Genomic DNA, 14,664 nt, shown 5'->3' with positions numbered 1-14,664 from the left:
CTTGAATGAAATTGACGGAAAGAGTCCTTACGGATGCGGAGAAGCGGCTGGCGGCCGTGCACCGCACAATCTGGATCCGCGAGAAGCGGGCGGACTCTTTCCGCCTTCGCCGCGTGGCGTGCTGGTCCACGTCGGCCGTCCCGCGCATGTGGTCCCGACCGTCGGTGCCGGGAAGGCTGGCCTGCCGGCGGAGCAGGTCGGCCTCCGAGATGAGGCCGATGGGGTGGTGGCGAGTGCGATGCGGCATGGCCTGATCTCCCTTGCATGCGGGTCCGTCAGTGGTGGGCGATGACCGCGACAGGTGCGGCGGCATGGTGTAGAACGGCCTCGGGAACCGAGGACGAGCAGCCCCGCGTCGATCGCCTCAGCGGCAAGCGCCGCGGCCGGCCTGCCGGACAGACACCTTGTGGTGATCTCCACATCTGGGTGACGGGGACGTACGTCCTCCAGCGCATCGGTAAGAGCTTCGTCGGCCCACCGGTCGGCCGCCTCGTGGCCCAGCCGCGGTATGGCAGGGCTGATCGGCCAGTCGACAGCGTGGACGAGCCTCAGCGGCACCCGCCGCAAGGCCGCCTCCCGGGCTCCCCAACGGGCGGCCGCCATGCTCTCGGGAGAGCCGTCGATGCCGACGGGCACGTGATGTTTCATGGCGGGACCTCCTGCGCGCCGCGGGTCTGCGGTCTGGCTCTCAGCGTGGCCTGCGTGGCCAGGGTCGGAGGAGGGGCCAAATGGTCCCTCGTGGGACCGACCAGCCCCGACTACGCCGGGGAAGTGTGCGAGGCGATGTAGTCCGCGCAGCCGTTCAAGGTGTTCAGGGCGGGATAGTCCGTCTCCGGGAGGGGGAGGCCGGTGCGGCCGCTCAGTGCCTCGACGAGGTTGAGGAAATCCAGCGAGTCCATCTCCAGGGTGTCCCGGAAGTTCTCGTCGGGCGAGAGTGCGGTCGGGTCGGCGCCCGGGACCACCTCCGTCAGAACTTCCTTGATCAATTCGAGAGCCGCATCACGGTTCACAGGTCCTCCGGTCGCTGGAGCAGTCGGTCAATTACGGTCAGGAAGCGGGCGCCGGTCGCACCGTCGCTCGCACGGTGGTCGGCGGAGAGCGTGGCCGTCACGGTCGGGTGGACCGTGAGCATTCCGTTCACGGCCACCGGCTGCTCGATGACGCGTCCCAGTCCGACGAGCGCGACCTGGGGTGGGTAGATCACCCCGAAGACGGCCTCCACACCCTGGTCGCCGAGGTTGGTCACCGTGAGGGTCGGGTCGGTGGTCTCCGAAGCACGCAGGCGTCCGCCGCGCGCCCGAGAGACGAGGTCCCTGAGCGCCTCCATCAGTTCCGGCAACGGCATGGTGTCGGCGTCCGCCAGTGCGGGCGCCGTCAGGCCACCGCCGCGCAGGGACACTGCGATGCCGAGTCGTACTCCGCTCGCCGGGACGAACGCGTCGTTCTTCCAATGGCCGTTCAGTTCCGGGACCTGGTGGGCGGCCAGTGCTACGGCCTTCAGTAGCAAGGCGACCGGCACGAGCCGCTGCGCTACCGGCTTGCCCGCATTCTGGTCGCGCATCCACGTCATGGCGGCGGCGAGGTCCACCTTCGTGGACAGGTAGTAGTGGGGGATTTCGCGTTTCGCCCGCGTCATCAGCGCTGCGATCGCCGCACGCGCGCCCGGAGCGGACTCGGCCGGCGATGCGAGCACCGGTTTCTCCACCGGCTCCTGCGGTTCCGCCTTACGAGGCAGATGATCCACCGCCGCAGCACGTACGTCGTCCGCCCTGATGGTGCCGTTGCGCCCGGTGCCCCGTAGGCCCCCCAGACCGACGCCCATCGACTGAGCCAGGCGGCGGGCGAGCGGCGATGCCCGCAGCCGGTGCGGCGGCTCGGTCGGTGCGTGTTCGACGTCGTAGCGGGTGATCCGCCCTCCCTTGCCGGATCCGTGGACGGTGGACAGGGCGATGCCCTTCTCCTCGGCCAGGTGCCGCACGAGAGGGGTGGATACGGCCCTCTCGGTCCGAGTGACGGGCCGGCTGGGGGCGGGCTGCAGGTCGGGAGAAGGAGCCGGGGCGGGTGTGATGGGCTGCTTGGCCGCAGGGCGGGCGGGAGGGGCAACGGCCGAGTCGATGGATGCCATCGGTGTGCCGACCGGCACGGTAGTACCTGGCTCTACCAGGAGGGCGCTGATCGTCCCCGAGTCGAAGCACTCGACCTCGATCGTCGATTTGGCCGTCTCCACGACGGCGACGACATCCCCCTTCGTCACCGTGTCGCCCGGGCCGACAAGCCACTCGACCAGAGTGCCCTCTTCCATGTCCGCACCGAGGGAGGGCATGGTGAATTCGGCCATGTCAGCTCACCGTCCGGCGGACCGCGTCCGCGATGGTCGCGACTTGGGGCAGTGCCGCCTCTTCGAGCTGCCGGGCATAGGGGATGGGTACCTCCGCGCTGCAGACGCGTTCCACCGGAGCATCGAGTTCGTAGAAGGCCTGCTCGGTGATGCGGGACGAGACCTCCGCGGCCAGACTGCCGCTGCGCCAGGCCTCGTCGATGATCACCGCCCGGTGGGTGCGGCCGACGGAGGCCATGATGGTGGCATCGTCGAGGGGCCGCAGGGTACGCAGGTCGACGACCTCCGCGCTGATGCCCTCCCCGGCGAGGACATCCGCTGCAGCCATGGCCTTGGGCAGCGAGCCTCCGTACGTGATGACGGAGACGTCCGTGCCGGGCCGGCGCACGGCGGCGGTGTCGAGGTCGACGGCTTCGATGGTGCTGTCCAGTACGCCCTCCGCGTTGTAGAGGCTGCCGTGCTCGAAGATCAGTACCGGGTCCGGGTCGGCTAGAGCAGCCGCGAGCATGTGCCGCGCGTCGTCCACGGTCGCGGGGGCGAGTACCCGGATCCCGGGGATGTGGGCGTACCAGCCTTCGAGGCTGTGGGAGTGCTGGGCACCGAGCTGCCGCCCGGCTCCGGTGGTCATGCGGATGACCACGGGGACGCCCAGTTGCCCTCCCGACATGTGCAGCAGGGTGGCCGCGTTGTTGAGGATCTGGTCCAGTGCGAGAAGACTGAAGTTGACGGTCATGATCTCGACTACTGGTCGCATTCCGCCGAGCGCGGCGCCGATGCCCGCACCCACGAACCCCGACTCGGACAGAGGAGTGTCGCGGATCCGTTCGGGTCCGAACTCCTCGAGGAGTCCGAGACTGACCCCGAAGCATCCGCCGTATTTCCCGACGTCCTCGCCCATGAGGAAGACTCGTTCGTCCTCGTGCATAGCCTCGCGAAGCCCTTCGCGCAGCGCTTCCCGGTACGTGGTCGGCGGCGGAGCCCCGGTGGATGACTTTCGCGTGCTCATGTGGTGCTCCCGGGTGCGCTCGTGACGAAGCGAAGCAGGTCCGCGACGGGCTCCATGGGCGCGTCCTCCGCCGATCGGACAGCCCGGTCGATCTCGCCGAGTACGCCCTTGTCGAGCTCCTCCATCGTCCGGTCGTCGAGCCGGCCGTCCGTACGCATCAGGTCGGCCAGCCCCTGGACGGGGTCGCGGCCCTTCCACGCCTCGATTTCGGACTGGGCCCGGTAGCGGTCCGGGTCGTACATGGAGTGGGCGCGGAATCGATACGTCTGTGCCTCGATGAAATGCGGTCCGTTGCCCGCTCGTACGGACTCCACCGCCCGCCGCGCGGCTGCTTCGACTGCGAGCACGTCCATGCCGTCGACCGTCCAGGCAGGCATGCCGTAGGACGCGGCGCGCATGGCGAGGTTGGTCTGCGCGTGCTCCCGGGCCAGGCTCGTCCCCATGGCGTACAGGTTGTTCTCGCAGACCAGCAGCAGGGGCAGCTGCCACAAGGCGGCGAGGTTGGCCGTCTCGTGGAACTCGCCTTCGGCGAAGGCGCCGTCGCCGAAGAAGCAGCAGGTGACATGAGTGCTGCCGCGCATCCGGTCGGCGAGGGCGAGCCCCGCTGCCAAGGGCAGCCCGCCGGCCACGATGGCATTGCCCCCATAGAAGCGGCGGTCCGCGTCGAACAAGTGCATGGAGCCGCCGCGCCCGCGGCTGCACCCCGTGGCCTTGCCGTACATCTCCGCCATCACGGCCTCGGCGGGAACCCCCCTGGCCAGGGCGTGCCCGTGCTCGCGATAGGTGGACACCACGGCGTCCTCCTCGCCCAGCACCTGGTTGACACCCACGGCGACGGCTTCCTCGCCGATGCAGAGATGAACGAAGCCGCGGATCTTCGTGCTGCTGTACAGCTCGACGCACCGCTCCTCGAAGCGGCGGATGGTGAGCATCTGCCGGAGCAGGGAGAGGTGATGGCCGGGTGGGGGAAGGCTGTCGGGAGCGCCGCGCGAGGCGGTGGAGTCCGCCTTCCCGCGTCCACTCCTGCGTGCTGCCCGACGGGCTTTTCCTTCCGTCCGCGCGCTGGTGCTGCTCATCGTTCCGCCTTCCCTCGCGAGCGGGTCATCCGGGGTTCTCAAGCGTGGACAGGTCCCCTTCGGGCAACCCCAGTTCCCGGGCCCGCAGCAGTCGGCGCATTACCTTGCCGCTGCGGGTCCTGGGGAGGTTCTGATCGAACTCGATCTCTCTGGGGGCCACTGCTGGGCCCAGCCGCCGGCGTGCGAACGCCAGAAGTTCTCGCTTGAGGGGCGCGTCGGGGACGAGCCCCGGACGCAGGGAAACGAAGGCCTTGACGACGGCTCCGACGACCGGGTCCGGGCGGCCGATCACGCCGGCTTCCGCGACGGCGGGGTGCTCCATCAGCGCGCTCTCCACCTCGAACGGGCCGATGAGGTGCCCTGCCGACTTGATGACGTCGTCGGCGCGGCCGACGAACCAGAACCAGCCGTCCTCGTCGCGCTTCGCGAGATCGCCCGTGAGGTACCAGCCGTCTGCGAAGCACGCCGCGTAGCGTGCCCCCTCGTTCAGGTAGCCCCGGAACATGGAGGGCCAGCCCGGACGGAGCGCCAGCTCTCCCTCGATACCCGCTTCGCCGATCACCCGCACGCGCCCGTCGGTGATCTCTGCGCGGCCGTCCTCGCCGCGTTGCAGCAGCGCGGCCTCGACTCCGGGCAGTGGGCGCCCCATGGAGCCCGGCCGGATGTCGCAGGAGGCAAAGTTGGCGATCATGATGGCGCCGGTCTCCGTCTGCCACCAGTTGTCATGGATGGGCAGACCGAGGACATCCTGCCCCCACAGCACGGCTTCGGGGTTCAGCGGCTCGCCCACGCTGGCGATGAATCGGAGGGCCGACAGGTCGTACGGCCCCGGGAGCTCCCGGGCACCATCCCTGGGCGTGGCGCGCATCAGCATGCGGACGGCCGTCGGGGCCGTGTACCAGACGGTGACTCGCTCGCCGTCCAAGATGCGGTACCAGCGGTGTACATCGAAGTCGCCCTCGTCCACCACGACCGTCGCTCCGTGGGTGAGCGGGGCGATGATCCCGTACGAGGTGCCCGTCACCCACCCGGGGTCCGCCGTGCACCAGTAGACGTCCTCCTGGCGAAGGTCGAGCGCGAAGGCCGCCGTCGCGTGGTGGGCTACGACCGCCTCGTGCACATGGACCGCGCCCTTGGGGGCACCGGTCGTGCCGCTCGTGAAATGCAGCAGCGCCATGTCCTGCGGATCGGTGGGCGGCACGACGTACTCCTGCGGGGCATGCTCCATGAGCTCGGCGAAGGAAACGGTCCCCGGGGGTGGATCAGTGACCGGACCCACGAGCAGGACATGGTCCAGATGGGGCAGGCGGTGCCTGTTCTCCTCGACCTTGCGCCGGTACAGCGCCTCGGTGGTGACAAGGACCCGGGCATCGCCCAGCTCCAGCCGCTGGCGCACGGGCTCGGGCCCGAAGGCCGAGAAGAGCGGGCACAGCACGCGCGCGCTGCGCAATGTGCCCAGGACAGCCACATACAGTTCAGGGCAGCGGCCGAGGAGCGTGAAGACCCTCTCCTGCCGGCCCACGCCGAGGGTTGTGAGTGCGTTGGCGAAGCGGCCCGTGAGGCCGCCGAGCTCGCCATATGTGAGGTGGGTGACGGTGTCGTCGGCCGCGATGCAGCGGAGGGCCTCCCGCCCGCCGTGACCTGCCGCCAGGTGTCGGTCGACGGCCTCGTATCCGATGTTGAGCCCCTCTCCTCCGGGCAGCCCTGACAGCCAGGATCGAGCCTCGTCCCAGGTGAAGTCCGCGCGGGCACGCTCGTAGTCCTGGAGCATGAAGACGGCGTCCGGTCCGGGCTCTTTGCGGATGATCAGGTGGTCCATGACCGGGTCCTCGCCTCGCCTTGGAATCATCAAGCAGACACCGTCACGCTTTGTGACGGCGGCAAACGCGGCTGCGCGGTCTCCGGGCGTCCCCCGGACGGTCCACGCTCGGCCCTCACGGTCACCGGGGCATCCCAAGGGGGCTGCGTGGCGGGGCAGCGAGCGGGGAGTCATCGACGCGAGCGGTCAGTCGGGGGACGACCCCGACCACGCCCTCGAGCTGACCGGTGAGGCGGACCAGGACCGGAACCTGGCTCTGTCTCTCCAGCCGGCCGTCCAGTGTGACGATGCCGTCCAGGACGTGGACGGTGACTGGGCCCGCGCCCAGCCCCATCGTGTCCGTGAGTATCTCCTCGACCACGCGGCGCCGTATCTCCGCGTCCGGTCGCAGAAAGAGCATGAGGAGATCACGACGGGTGACGATGCCGACGAGGCGGTCCTCCTCGTCCACGACCGGCAGCCGCTCGATGCCTCGGTGGGCCATCAGGCGGGCGGCGCCTGCCGCGGTCTCCTCCGCGTGGACTGTCACTGCCGGCGCGGACATGACCTCACCAGCGGTGAAGGACACCTCAGATGCGAATGTCCCTCGGCCGCCGGGCGCATCGCTCATCAGCGGATGCTCCGCCGTTTGCCGGACGATCAGGTCGCTTTCGGAGATGACGCCCAGTACCCGGTCCTCTTCGTCGAGGACCGGCAGTCCGCTGATGTCGTGCTGAGCGAGCAGCTTCGCGACATCCTTGAAGGAGGTGGAAGTGACGACCGAGACGACTTCGTCGGTCATCAGGTCTCCTACCTTGATGTGCTTCATGAGGCACCTCCCGTCGTCCCGGCGATCCGCACGGACGTGAAGGCCGGGGGTCGCTTGAGAACCACGATCCACCGACCCCTACCAGAGGAGGAGGGCCGAATGGTCCGGAGCCGGGACCGATCGGACCTGCCCCCACACATGCGGGCGCCTCTTTCCCGCAAGAACGGGACCTTTGGTCCCTTTCGGGGATCTGAGCGGCCCTCTCACTGCGGGAGTCCGCTGTGCCAGCGCGAGAGCCGGACCCTCGGTGGCTCTCTGAGGAGGAACCATGGAAGGCACCACGAGCAGCTCGGAACCGGGCTCCGTCGTAGTCGGCGTCGACGGCTCCGAGCCGGCCCGCCAGGCAGCGCTGTGGGCAGCGGCCGAGGCCGCGCGCCGCGAGCGCCCGCTGCACATCGTGTACGGGTCCGACACCGACGGCCGGGTCCTCTACGTCTCGGCGGAGACCATCGAGCAGGTCCGCCGGGCGGGCCGTGAACTGCTGGACACCACCGCCACCGCGGTGGCGGAGCAGTTCCCCGGACTGAAGGTCGACACCGAGTTCAGCCGCAGCGCACCAGTCCCGAGCCTCCACCGGTCAGCAGGCCTCCACGGCACCATCGTGGTCGGCAACCGCGGCGCCGGCGGATTCAGCTCACTCATGCTCGGCTCGGTCGGGCTGAAGGTCACTGCGGGCGCGAAGACGCCCGTCATCGTTGTCAGAGGGATCGACGACGATGCCGAGACCGGTGTGGTGCTCGCAGCCGTCCGCGATGAACACGACCTCGAATCCGCACGGTACGCCGCACGCGAGGCCGAGCTCCGCAAGGGCTCACTGCGGCTGCTGCACGTGTGGAACATCCTGCAGTCCGTCGGCCTGGTCGCGACCATGCTCGACGACGTGGACAAAATCGCAGGCGAGCACGTCCATCACCTGAACGCAGTGGGGGATCGGATCCGTGAGGAGTTCCCAGGCCTGACCGTGCACGTGGACGCGGAGAAGAGCATGTCCGTGGCCGGTGTCCTGGTCGAGGCCTCGCGCAGGGCGGACCTGCTGGTGATGGGCGGCCGACGTTCCCCCAGCTACCTCGGGCCCACCCTCGGGCGGGTCACGCACACTCTGGTCCACCACGCGAACTGTCCCGTGCAGCTCATTCCGCGCCACGCCCAGGAGCACGGGAGCGAGTCGTGACGGCCCCGGGCGACCACGATGAGATCGTCGTCGGCATCGACCCGGCCAGGGACTGGCGTCTGCCCTTGGCCTGGGCGGTGGACGAGGCCAGTCGACGCCGGACCGGACTGCGGCTCGTCGCCGCAGTACCCCCGCAGCACGCCACGCGGCACGTCGACGGCACGCCCCGCAGCACGGCCCTGCACCAGGCCGCCTCGGAGGCCCTCACCGCCGCTGCCGCCTGGAGCAGGGAACGCCACCCGGAAGTCGAACCGGTCGCGGACCTGGTCGACGGTTTCCCCGCTGCGGCGATAGGCCGCCTGGCCGGGCAGGCCCGCATGATCGTCCTCGGTTCGCGCCACCTGAGCCGTACCTCGGAGTTCCTCAGCGCCGGCTCCCTCGTGGTCCCCGTCACCGCGCAAGCGCAGTGTCCGGTCGTGGTCGTGGGCGACGCCGAGCACGTGACACAGCAGCCGCCCTACCTGGTGGTGGGCATCGACGGCAGCGAATCATCGAAGGCGGCGCTGGCGCTGGCGTTCGAGGAGGCCGATCTCAGAGGCGCCAGGCTGCGGGCCGTTTCCGTGTGGCAGGCTCCGGTCTTCCTGCCCCATGACGAGGAGGTTGAGCTCCAGGCGCAGCGACGGATGTTGTCGGAGACGACGGCAGGCTGGTCGCAGAAGCACCCGGATGTCGTGTTGACACACGAGATACACATCGGACACCCGGTGGAGGAGCTCGCCGGTGCCGCCGAGCACGCCTTGGCCGTAGTCGTGGGTCGTCGAGGAAGGGGTGGGTACACCGGTATGCGGCTCGGATCGGTCGTCCACGGGCTGCTGCACCGGGCGCACTGCCCGGTGATCACGGTTCCCGTCGTGTGAGGACTTCCGTGACGACGTCCGCCGCTCAGCCGTTCACCGTACTCGCCTCGGTCCTGCTTGGCGCGGTCGCGCTCTGCGCGCCGTTCCTCCAGGCGGTGCTGGACAGCGAGCCCCTCGGCTGGACCGGCGTCGGCCTCGCGGCAATCGCCGCCATCACCGGAGGCACCGCGGCCCGACTTTCGAGAACCGCGTTCCACAAGGAGACAAGACGATGAACCCTGACACCACCGGAAGCGGCATCCACGCACACCTGGGGGACCAGGTGGTCGTGGGCGGACCCACTGTCGGCAAGCCCGGCCGTGACGGCGAAGTCGTCGGACTGCACCATGACGACGGCACTCCGCCGTACGACATCCGCTGGTCGGACACCGGCCGCGTCACGCTCTACTTTCCCGGTCCGGATGCCCACGTCAGGCATTTGGGCGACGCCGAAGGAAAGCCGGCAGACCGCGGGACACGGCCGCACACCTCTCCGAAATGAACCCATCGCAACGCGGGGCTACCGTGGAGGGAGACGTCAGTTCGTTCCCGCGTGCCCTTGGAGGTGCCATGGTCGGGGAGGGCCACGACACCTCACGCGCCCAGCTGCCTCGTCTCAGGCTGGATGAACTGCTCGGCGAGCTTCAGGTGCGGATAGATGAGGTACGCGGTACCCGGGACCGCGTGAACGGTCTCCTGGAAGCCGTGATGTCGATCGGTCGTGAACTCGACCTGCCCCAGGTCCTGGCCGGGATCGTGGAAGCCGCAGTGGTACTTGTGGACGCGGAGTACGGGGCCCTGGGAATCATCGGGGACGACCGGACACTCGCGGAATTCCTCCCGGTCGGCATCAGCGACGAGCTGCGCGCCCAGATCGGTGATCTGCCTTCCGGACACGGCATCCTCGGAGAGCTGATCCGGCACCCGCAGCCGCTGCGCCTGACGGAACTGTCCGACCATCCGGCCTCGTACGGTTTCCCGGCCCACCACCCACCCATGCACACCTTCCTCGGAGTGCCCATCCGGGTGCGCGAGGAGGTGTTCGGCAACCTCTACATGACGGAGAAGCGGGGCCGGGCGGACTTCGATGCCGAGGACGAGGCCGTCCTGTCGACCCTGGCTGTCGCGGCCGGAATCGCGATCGAGAACGCACGGCTCTTCGAGGAGGTCCGGCTCAGGGAACGCTGGCTGGAGGCCAGCTCCGACTTCACGAACGAGCTGCTGTCCGGCTCCTCCGAGATCCAGGTACTGGAAGGGATGCTGGAGCGGGCCCGCGAGATCACCGCGGCCGACACGGGCGTCTTCTACCTGGTCGGCCCGGGCGGCGAGCTGCGCGGCTCGCTGGCCGTCGGCGAGGGAGCCGAGGCACATCGGGGCATCGTGCTGCCGAGCAGTGAGGGCACCCTCGCCGCAGCGGCCCTCGCCCAGGACGGACTGATCACGGTCCCGGACGTCGAGGGCGACGAGGGAGTGACCGTGCAGCCGGAGCGGTGGAAGGGCTTCGGGCCCGCGGTAGCGGTGACGGTGGGTACCAAGGAGCGGCTGAGCGGCGTACTGATGCTGGCCCGTCGACGCGGTCGCGCACCGTTCGCCGCTGCGGAGATCTTGGCGTTGCCAGGCTTCGCCGGGCAGGCCGCGATCGCCCTGGAGCTTGCCGATCACCGGCGGGACGCGGAACAGATGAGTCTGCTCGAGGACCACGACCGCATCGCCCGGGACCTGCACGACCTCGCGATCCAGCGGCTGTTCGCCACGGGAATGACTTTGCAGAGCGCCCAACGCTTCGTGGAGCATCCCGAGGCGTCCGAAAGGCTGAGGCGGGCGATTGACGACCTCGACACCACCATCAAGATCATCCGGTCGACCATCTTCGGCCTTCGAGAACACGAGGTGTCGGATGCGGAGCCGAAACTCCGGCTCCGCGCCGTCCGAGCGGTTGACGAGGCGGCTGCCGTGCTGGGCTTCGCCCCCGCCTTGCGGATGGAGGGACTGGTAGAAACCGACGTGCCGGTGCCAGTGGCCGATGAGGCGCTGGCCGTGATCGGTGAGGCGCTCAGCAACGTCGTTCGGCACGCACGTGCCCGGCATACGGAAGTCTCCATCGCGGCGGTCGACGGCGTACTCGTGGTCACCGTGACCGACGACGGCGTCGGGCTCCCAGAACATGGGCGCCGCAGTGGGCTACGCAACCTGGCCGAGCGGGCGGAGAAGCTGGGCGGCCGACTGACCGTCTCGGCACGAGGCGCGGCTGGACACGGCACCTGTCTCGAATGGACGGTTCCCTTGCCCAGGGCCGACGCCTGACCCCGTAGCGGTTGTCAGGGCTTGCCTTCTTCGTGCTCGTGTACTTGGGCGGCGATGACCGCGGCCTGGACACGGCGTTCGACGCCCAGTTTGCCGAGCAGTCGGGAGATGTGGTTCTTGACGGTCTTCTCGGACAGATAGAGCTGCTTGGCAATCTGCCGGTTGGTCAGGCCCTCGCCGATGAGCTCAAGGACAGCCCGCTCACGCTCGGTGAGCGTGGCGAGGCGCTCGTCCTCCGGCGGCTTGGCAGCTTCCGGAACCCGCAGTGAGTGCATGAGCCGGGCGGTTGTCGCGGGGTCGAGCATCGACTGCCCCGTCGCGACCGTCCGCACGGCGGCGACCAGGTCGGATCCCTTGATCTGTTTGAGTACGTATCCGGCGGCGCCGGCCATGATCGCGTCGAGGAGGGCGTCCTCGTCGTCGAAGGACGTGAGCATGAGGCAGGCGAGCTCCGGCATGCGCGAGCGCAGCTCGCGGCAGACGGTGATGCCGTCGCCGTCCGGCAGCCGTACGTCCAAGACCGCCACGTGCGGCCGCAGGGCCGGACCCCGGGCCAGAGCCTGCTCGGCTGTGGCGGCTTCGCCCACCACTTCGATGTCGGGCTCGGCGTCGAGGAGGTCGTGCAGCCCCCGGCGGACGACCTCGTGGTCGTCCAGGAGGAACACCCTGACGGGCGCCTCCGTAGAAGCAGCCGGTGTATCGGACATCCACGCCCCTGAGGTCGGTGTACGTCTCAGTCGCATTGTCGCAGGAAGGGTCGGAAAGTACCTGGGGGAGCGGGTCACACAGCCGTACCGACGGGACCTGCGAGCTCCATCCGCACGTCCACGACCCCTTCGACGGCGCGGACAGCGCGGGTGATCAGAGGTGCCAGGGCGCGGTCCCGTAGGTCGCCCCGAAGGGTGACGACGCCCTCCTCGACCGTGCAGTCGATGCCTACCGGGGGAGCCAGTTCCGCGAGGACGGCATTGCGGACCTCGTCTTCGATCTCCTCGTCGGGCCGCAGGAACACCTTGAGCAGGTCACTACGGCTGACGACGCCCTCCAGCAGGCCGATGGCATTGACCACCGGCAGCCGCTTCACGCCCTTCCTGGCCATGATGCGGGCGGCTTCGGCGATCGTGGCGTCCGGGTGCACGGTGACGGCAGGACTGGACATGAGCTCCTCGGCGAGCACCGCTCCGGCCTTGGACGCCTCCTCCAGCTGCTCGGGCAGTCTCGGGTCGTCCTGCCGGAACTCCTCCTTGGGCAGAAGATCGGCCTCGGAGACGACGCCGACGACCCGGCCCTCTCCTTCGAGTACCGGCAGTGCGCTGACCTTCCACTGCTGCATCAGCTCGACGATCTCTTTGTACGAGGCCTCGCGGCCGATGGCCACGGCGGTCTGGGTCATGACGTCGCTGACGGTGTACTGGGATGCGGGCATGGCCGGCTCCCTCACATGATCTCGATGGGGAGGATCTGGTTCACAGCGAGCTGCCGCTGCCGTGAGGTGCGTAGAGGTCGAGGAGCCGGACCCTGGCGGCCACGAGCCGGTGGGCGAGTACCTGGCCCACCCAGTGGTCCATGGCGGAGCCGAATCGGGGGTCGGCCTCCATCATCGTGCGCACGGCGGTCGCATCGAACTCGTGGGCGCGTACAGGGCTCGTCGCCTCCGCACCGAAGTGCCAGGTGTAGGGAGGGAACAGCCAGGACCAGCCGACCAGCTCGCCGGAACCCAGAGTCTCGATCACCACTGCCTGTCTGCCGGGCACGTGGACGTCGAGGCCGACCGTGCCGGATCGCACGATCCAGAACCGGTCGGCGTGGCCTCCCTCATTGAAGAGGCGGGTACCTGCGGGAAAACCGACCTCACGCGCGATCTCCGTCAGACGGGCGCGGTACTCCGCCGACAGGGCGGTGGCGATCTGGGTGGGGGAACGTGTGCTCATCGCGGCCTCCGTTCGAGTCCGCCTTCAGTCTGGGACACGGCAGAGCTGCGAGGATGGGCCGATCGGCCCTGGTCGTGACCCCGACCGGCCCATGCCCTGACGCCGCAGGCCGGTGGACATTAGGAACACGCGGGACCTGCCCTGTGGACCGAGTCCCAAGCCGTTCACCCAGGAGCGTGAACCATGTTCTGGTACGACCACGGAATGGGCGGATGGGGCTGGGTCGCCATGTCGTTCAGCATGGTCCTCCTCGTGGCTCTGGCCGTCATGGCAGTCCTTCTGCTCCTCCGCAGCGTCGACCGTCTCCCCTCAGGCCCGAAGGAGCCCCGCGCTACGCCTTCCGCCAAGCAGGTGCTCGCCGAACGGTTTGCCCGAGGTGAGATCGACGAGGAAGAGTTCGAACGGAGTCTGACCGTGCTGCGTGAGCACGGGCCTGGTCGAAGCCGGCCCGGACCTGGAGAGGGCTGAACCCGGCCCTACGAGAGGGAGCCAAGGCGCGGCAGGAAGCCTCCCGGTCTCGCGATCAATCGGGAAGAGGGAGCCGACCAAGGGGCGCGAATGATGAACCACGAAGCGACGCGGCCACCAGATCTCAGCGGCCCGGATGGGGTGCCGACTCGGAGCATGAAGCCGTTGGACCGAAGCGAAGCACTGAGCCTGCTCGGCACGGTATCCCTGGGACGCATCGTTTTCACCGAGCATGCTCTTCCGGCCGTGAGGCTGGTCAACCATCTCGTGGACGGGGAGGACATCGTCGTCAGGCTCCAGGACGGTGGAGCGCTCGCTTCGCTCGTGGCGACGCCCAATGCCCCCGGGGTTGTTGTCGCCTACGAGGCAGATGTCGTAGACCCCGAGACCCGCCTCGGCTGGAGCGTCGTCGTCACCGGCTACGCCTCTCTGGTCGCAGGAGAGGACGGGGCGGACCCGTACGCGGCGTTGCTCGTGCCGTGGGTGCGTCAGACGGTGACCAGGGCCCTGCGCATCAGGCCGGATCTTGTCACGGGCTTCCTGCTCGACGCTGCCGAGTAGTCGCCCCCGGACTCCTGGTCGGCGGGCGTGTGAAGTAGCGGCCGACGGGCGGGACCTGGACTGTCGGTACCCGTGACGTAGGGGGGGCTCGCGGGATGCTGTGGGCAGCGGCGAGAAGGAGTGCCATGCCCCAGTGAACCGTTCCGACTTTCCTGCCGGTGGTTTGTTGGCCGGTGATCAGTCGGCTCCTGGTTCTGTGTCAGCGTAGTGGGCTGCCTCGAACTCGGTGGGGCCGACGCGCCTGTCGCCGGTCCTGCGATCGCCGTGCCGCCAGGCGTACAGATCCCTCCGGACAGTCGCTCCTGGACGTACGCATGGAGCCGCGGATCGGCGGCCAGCTTCGATG

General features: G+C 69.0%; 17 protein-coding genes. 7 read left to right on the top strand and 10 right to left on the bottom strand.

Going from position 1 to position 14,664, the window contains the following annotated elements; genetic code table 11:
• Positions 1-27: 27 nt before the first annotated feature.
• The 7 genes from ACEPPI_RS07805 to ACEPPI_RS07775 all read right to left on the bottom strand — a co-directional run bounded on the left by ACEPPI_RS07805 (position 28) and on the right by ACEPPI_RS07775 (position 7,047).
• A complete protein-coding gene (locus ACEPPI_RS07805; RefSeq protein ID WP_373914555.1) occupies positions 28-603 on the bottom strand; it encodes a universal stress protein in 576 nt (191 codons plus the stop codon).
• A gap of 155 nt (positions 604-758) precedes the next feature.
• Positions 759-1,010: an acyl carrier protein gene (locus ACEPPI_RS07800; RefSeq protein WP_373914477.1), complete on the bottom strand. Its 252-nt coding sequence runs from the start codon at positions 1,008-1,010 to the stop codon at positions 759-761.
• Positions 1,007-2,338, bottom strand: coding sequence for a dihydrolipoamide acetyltransferase family protein (locus ACEPPI_RS07795; RefSeq protein ID WP_373914476.1), 1,332 nt, complete (start codon positions 2,336-2,338; stop codon positions 1,007-1,009). Before ACEPPI_RS07795 ends, ACEPPI_RS07800 begins: the two co-directional genes overlap by 4 nt.
• Position 2,339: 1 nt before the next feature.
• Entirely contained in the window at positions 2,340-3,344 is a 1,005-nt protein-coding gene (locus ACEPPI_RS07790) for an alpha-ketoacid dehydrogenase subunit beta (RefSeq protein WP_373914475.1), read from the bottom strand.
• Complete coding sequence (pdhA, locus tag ACEPPI_RS07785) at positions 3,341-4,276, bottom strand: pyruvate dehydrogenase (acetyl-transferring) E1 component subunit alpha (protein WP_373914474.1); 936 nt, start codon at positions 4,274-4,276, stop codon at positions 3,341-3,343. Before pdhA ends, ACEPPI_RS07790 begins: the two co-directional genes overlap by 4 nt.
• A gap of 169 nt (positions 4,277-4,445) precedes the next feature.
• Positions 4,446-6,239, bottom strand: coding sequence for an acetate--CoA ligase (gene acsA, locus ACEPPI_RS07780; RefSeq protein ID WP_373914473.1), 1,794 nt, complete (start codon positions 6,237-6,239; stop codon positions 4,446-4,448).
• Between the two features lie 121 nt (positions 6,240-6,360).
• Positions 6,361-7,047 carry a CBS domain-containing protein gene (locus ACEPPI_RS07775; protein WP_373914472.1) on the bottom strand — a complete coding sequence of 229 codons (687 nt, stop codon included), beginning with the start codon at positions 7,045-7,047 and terminating at the stop codon, positions 6,361-6,363.
• A 268-nt stretch (positions 7,048-7,315) separates the two neighbouring features.
• On the opposite strand from ACEPPI_RS07775, the gene ACEPPI_RS07770 reads away from it, so the two are divergent.
• The 5 genes from ACEPPI_RS07770 to ACEPPI_RS07750 all read left to right on the top strand — a co-directional run bounded on the left by ACEPPI_RS07770 (position 7,316) and on the right by ACEPPI_RS07750 (position 11,358).
• Entirely contained in the window at positions 7,316-8,218 is a 903-nt protein-coding gene (locus ACEPPI_RS07770; RefSeq protein ID WP_373914471.1) for a universal stress protein, read from the top strand.
• Entirely contained in the window at positions 8,215-9,075 is an 861-nt protein-coding gene (locus tag ACEPPI_RS07765) for a universal stress protein (RefSeq protein WP_373914470.1), read from the top strand. The genes ACEPPI_RS07770 and ACEPPI_RS07765 overlap by 4 nt, the downstream gene beginning before the upstream one ends.
• 8 nt (positions 9,076-9,083) lie before the next feature.
• Complete coding sequence (locus ACEPPI_RS07760) at positions 9,084-9,290, top strand: hypothetical protein (protein WP_373914469.1); 207 nt, start codon at positions 9,084-9,086, stop codon at positions 9,288-9,290.
• Positions 9,287-9,556, top strand: coding sequence for a DUF1918 domain-containing protein (locus ACEPPI_RS07755; RefSeq protein WP_373914468.1), 270 nt, complete (start codon positions 9,287-9,289; stop codon positions 9,554-9,556). Before ACEPPI_RS07760 ends, ACEPPI_RS07755 begins: the two co-directional genes overlap by 4 nt.
• Positions 9,557-9,624: 68 nt before the next feature.
• Positions 9,625-11,358: a GAF domain-containing protein gene (locus tag ACEPPI_RS07750; RefSeq protein ID WP_373914467.1), complete on the top strand. Its 1,734-nt coding sequence runs from the start codon at positions 9,625-9,627 to the stop codon at positions 11,356-11,358.
• A 14-nt stretch (positions 11,359-11,372) separates the two neighbouring features.
• On the opposite strand, the gene ACEPPI_RS07745 is transcribed toward ACEPPI_RS07750, so the two are convergent.
• The 3 genes from ACEPPI_RS07745 to ACEPPI_RS07735 all read right to left on the bottom strand — a co-directional run bounded on the left by ACEPPI_RS07745 (position 11,373) and on the right by ACEPPI_RS07735 (position 13,289).
• Positions 11,373-12,065 (bottom strand): response regulator, encoded by a 693-nt coding sequence (locus tag ACEPPI_RS07745; protein WP_373914466.1) that lies wholly within the window; start codon positions 12,063-12,065, stop codon positions 11,373-11,375.
• Between the two features lie 74 nt (positions 12,066-12,139).
• On the bottom strand, positions 12,140-12,784 hold the full coding sequence (locus ACEPPI_RS07740; protein ID WP_373914465.1) for a CBS domain-containing protein: 645 nt from the start codon (positions 12,782-12,784) through the stop codon (positions 12,140-12,142).
• Positions 12,785-12,824: 40 nt separating this feature from the next.
• Positions 12,825-13,289 carry a cyclic nucleotide-binding domain-containing protein gene (locus tag ACEPPI_RS07735; RefSeq protein WP_373914464.1) on the bottom strand — a complete coding sequence of 155 codons (465 nt, stop codon included), beginning with the start codon at positions 13,287-13,289 and terminating at the stop codon, positions 12,825-12,827.
• Positions 13,290-13,472: 183 nt separating this feature from the next.
• Between ACEPPI_RS07735 and ACEPPI_RS07730 the strand changes: the two genes are divergently transcribed.
• Together ACEPPI_RS07730 and ACEPPI_RS07725 are read left to right on the top strand one after the other, a co-directional pair.
• Complete coding sequence (locus tag ACEPPI_RS07730) at positions 13,473-13,757, top strand: SHOCT domain-containing protein (RefSeq protein ID WP_373914463.1); 285 nt, start codon at positions 13,473-13,475, stop codon at positions 13,755-13,757.
• A 156-nt stretch (positions 13,758-13,913) separates the two neighbouring features.
• Positions 13,914-14,318 carry a pyridoxamine 5'-phosphate oxidase family protein gene (locus ACEPPI_RS07725; RefSeq protein WP_373914462.1) on the top strand — a complete coding sequence of 135 codons (405 nt, stop codon included), beginning with the start codon at positions 13,914-13,916 and terminating at the stop codon, positions 14,316-14,318.
• The last annotated feature ends 346 nt before the right edge of the window (positions 14,319-14,664 follow it).

Source organism: Streptomyces sp. AB3(2024) (assembly GCF_041862025.1).
Classification (GTDB): Bacteria; Actinomycetota; Actinomycetes; order Streptomycetales; family Streptomycetaceae; genus Streptomyces.
Note: the sequence above shows the minus strand (reverse complement) of the source record. Positions and strands in the feature narration are given on the sequence as shown.

Excerpts from the sequence above, each read along its gene's own strand:
- ACEPPI_RS07805 (WP_373914555.1), bottom strand. The coding sequence starts at position 603 with ATGGCGGCCGCCCGTTGGGGAGCCCGGGAGGCGGCCTTGCGGCGGGTG.
- ACEPPI_RS07795 (WP_373914476.1), bottom strand. The coding sequence starts at position 2,338 with ATGGCCGAATTCACCATGCCCTCCCTCGGTGCGGACATGGAAGAGGGC.
- ACEPPI_RS07790 (WP_373914475.1), bottom strand. The coding sequence starts at position 3,344 with ATGAGCACGCGAAAGTCATCCACCGGGGCTCCGCCGCCGACCACGTAC.
- pdhA (WP_373914474.1), bottom strand. The coding sequence starts at position 4,276 with ATGCTCACCATCCGCCGCTTCGAGGAGCGGTGCGTCGAGCTGTACAGC.
- acsA (WP_373914473.1), bottom strand. The coding sequence starts at position 6,239 with ATGGACCACCTGATCATCCGCAAAGAGCCCGGACCGGACGCCGTCTTC.
- ACEPPI_RS07775 (WP_373914472.1), bottom strand. The coding sequence starts at position 7,047 with ATGAAGCACATCAAGGTAGGAGACCTGATGACCGACGAAGTCGTCTCG.
- ACEPPI_RS07770 (WP_373914471.1), top strand. The coding sequence starts at position 7,316 with ATGGAAGGCACCACGAGCAGCTCGGAACCGGGCTCCGTCGTAGTCGGC.
- ACEPPI_RS07755 (WP_373914468.1), top strand. The coding sequence starts at position 9,287 with ATGAACCCTGACACCACCGGAAGCGGCATCCACGCACACCTGGGGGAC.
- ACEPPI_RS07750 (WP_373914467.1), top strand. The coding sequence starts at position 9,625 with ATGGTCGGGGAGGGCCACGACACCTCACGCGCCCAGCTGCCTCGTCTC.
- ACEPPI_RS07745 (WP_373914466.1), bottom strand. The coding sequence starts at position 12,065 with ATGTCCGATACACCGGCTGCTTCTACGGAGGCGCCCGTCAGGGTGTTC.
- ACEPPI_RS07740 (WP_373914465.1), bottom strand. The coding sequence starts at position 12,784 with ATGCCCGCATCCCAGTACACCGTCAGCGACGTCATGACCCAGACCGCC.
- ACEPPI_RS07735 (WP_373914464.1), bottom strand. The coding sequence starts at position 13,289 with ATGAGCACACGTTCCCCCACCCAGATCGCCACCGCCCTGTCGGCGGAG.
- ACEPPI_RS07730 (WP_373914463.1), top strand. The coding sequence starts at position 13,473 with ATGTTCTGGTACGACCACGGAATGGGCGGATGGGGCTGGGTCGCCATG.
- ACEPPI_RS07725 (WP_373914462.1), top strand. The coding sequence starts at position 13,914 with ATGAAGCCGTTGGACCGAAGCGAAGCACTGAGCCTGCTCGGCACGGTA.